Source organism: Acidovorax sp. KNOB132 (genome assembly GCF_057541515.1).
The window spans coordinates 1-1,618 of sequence record NZ_BAAJYT010000486.1; the positions used below are offsets into that span (position 1 = coordinate 1).

A 1,618-nucleotide genomic window follows, 5' to 3' on the forward strand; every position below is an offset into this window, starting at 1 on the left:
CAGCCACCCACCCCGTGCGCTCACGGTCTACGGCCCGCCGCCCAGCTGCAGACCAGCATGCGCCAGATCGACCACACCCTGGTGGTGGCCGGGCTGGTGCTGATGGTGCTCGCCGGGGGCCTGGCCTGGCTGCAGGTGCGGGTGGGGCTGGCGCCACTTCGGCGCCTCGAAGCGCTGCTGGCCGCCCTGCGCGCGCCGCAGGGCGACGGGCCCGATGTGGCCGCGCACCTGGCCGCGCCCACGGGGCGCGACCTGCAGCCCCTTCAGAGCGAGCTGGCCGGCCTGCTGGCGCACAACGCGCATGTCGTGGCCCGCGCCCGCGCCCACGCGGTGGACCTCAACCATGCCCTCAAGAAACCCCTGGCCCTGCTCAGTGCCCAGGCCAGCGCGCACCCCCAGGTGCCCAGCGGCGAGGTGCGCCAGCAGGTCGAGGCGATGGCCCAGCTGGTGGACCGCTACCAAGCCCGCACCTTGAGCGATGCGCTGCACGCCCACCCCGGCGCCGCGGGGCAGGCCGTGGACGTGCGCGACTGCCTGTCGCAGGTCGTGCGGATGATGCAACGCCTGCATGCCGCGCAGGAACTGGACTGGGCGCTGGACGACCGCACCGCGGGCCGCCTGCTGTGGCGCGGCGAGCAGGCCGACCTGCAGGAGGTGCTGGGCAACCTGCTGGACAACGCAGGCAAGTGGGCCGCCTCGCGGGTGCGGCTGACCCTGTCGCGGCAGGAGGGCGCCCATCGCCCGGGCCTGCGCCTGGACATCGAAGACGATGGCCCCGGCATGACCGCCGAGCAGCTGCAGTCTGCCGGGCAGCGCGGCGTGCGGTTCGATGAATCCGTGCAGGGCAGCGGGCTGGGCCTGGCCATCGCGAGCCAGATCGCCCAGGCCTACGGCGGGCAGTTGCAGCTGGACAAAAGCGAGGCCCTTCGGGGCCTGCGCGTGCGGCTGGAGCTGCGGGGGCTGGTGCGGGCAGAGTACCGTCCGGCGGGCTGACGCGGCCGCTGCGGTGGCGGTGGCAGGCAGTGCACCGCCCGCCCTTCAAAACTCAATGCCGCTGCACCGGCTGCAGCAGCACCACGAGTGCCCCCGCGCCGCCCTCGGCTGGGCGGGCCTGCACGAAGGCCAGCACCTCTTTCTTTTGCACCAGCCAGCTTTGCACGCGGCCTTTCAGCACCGGCGTCTTGCCGGGCGAGCCCAGGCCCTTGCCGTGCACCACGCGCACGCAGCGCAGGCCGGTGCGGTGCGCCAGTCGGATGAACTCGCCCAACGCCTCGCGGGCCTCGTCGGTGCGCAGGCCGTGCAGGTCCAGCTGCCGCTGGATGCTCCAGTGGCCTGCGCGCAGGCGGCGCGTCACCTCGGGGCCGATGCCGCTGCGGCGGTAGCTCATCTGGTCGTCCACGTCCAGCAAGGTCGTCACGTCGAACTCGTCGCTGATGGACTCCATCAGCACGCGTTCTTCGTCCAGCTCGCGCTGCACGGGCAGCGGCTCCACCGGCTCGGGCAGGTGCCAGCGCCGGTCGTGCTGCCCGCGCAGGGCCTGCACCGGGCCCACCGCCGTCTCGAACAGCATCAGCTCGGCGCGCGCACGGCGCGCGGCCTCCAGCCGCTCGCGCTGCAG

Annotated in this window: 2 protein-coding genes; one reads left to right on the top strand and one right to left on the bottom strand. The window is 73.7% G+C overall.

Annotated features, from left to right (window positions below):
• The coding region (locus AC27IO_RS23975) for a sensor histidine kinase (RefSeq protein WP_498741170.1) at positions 1-993 on the top strand (993 nt) is incomplete at its 5' end.
• Between the two features lie 52 nt (positions 994-1,045).
• Here AC27IO_RS23975 and AC27IO_RS23980 read toward each other — a convergent pair.
• A partial coding sequence (locus AC27IO_RS23980; RefSeq protein WP_498741171.1) for a Smr/MutS family protein occupies positions 1,046-1,618 on the bottom strand: 573 nt, incomplete at its 5' end.